Origin of the sequence: Pseudomonas sp. K5002, assembly GCF_013386655.1 — a bacterium.
Lineage (GTDB): Bacteria > Pseudomonadota > Gammaproteobacteria > Pseudomonadales > Pseudomonadaceae > Aquipseudomonas.
Map to the genome: position 1 here is coordinate 1 of NZ_JACARK010001385.1, position 541 is coordinate 541.

General features: G+C 64.0%; 2 protein-coding genes. Both read left to right on the forward strand.

What is annotated here, in order from left to right; genetic code table 11:
* On the forward strand, positions 1-273 hold a 273-nt coding region (locus HX846_RS36585), incomplete at its 5' end, for an amidohydrolase (protein ID WP_178967386.1).
* On the forward strand, positions 270-541 hold a 272-nt coding region (locus HX846_RS36590; RefSeq protein ID WP_178967387.1), incomplete at its 3' end, for an SDR family NAD(P)-dependent oxidoreductase. The genes HX846_RS36585 and HX846_RS36590, both read left to right, overlap by 4 nt.

Sequence of the window (541 nt, forward strand, 5' to 3'; positions counted from 1 at the left end):
AGTTGCAAGCTGTCGGGCCTGCTCACCGAAGCCGGGCCCGAGCAACGCAACGCCCGAGCCCTGCGCCCCTACATCGAACTGGCGCTGGAATTGTTCGGCGCCGAGCGCCTGATGTTCGGTTCGGACTGGCCGGTGTGCCTGCTGGCCGGGGAATACCAGGGCACCTGCCAATTGCTGCAACAGACCCTCGGCCCACTGTCGCCCGATGAACAGCAGGCCATCTGGGGCGGCACGGCCCAGCGGGTCTATCACCTTGAAGGAAATTGCCCATGAATCTGCATTTGCAGGACCGCGTGATCATCGTCACCGGCGGCGGCTCGGGGATTGGCGCCGCCATTTCCCTGGGGTTGATTGCCGAAGGCGCAATCCCGGTGATTTTCGGTCATCAACCGTTGTCCGCGGCGTTCGCGGCCGAGCTTGAGCAGCACGGTCAAAGCCACTTCATCCGTGTCGAGTTGCGCGATGAGGACGCCTGCCGCGCAGCCGTCAACGAAGTGTTGCGACATTTCGGACGCATCGACGGCCTGGTGAACAACGCCGG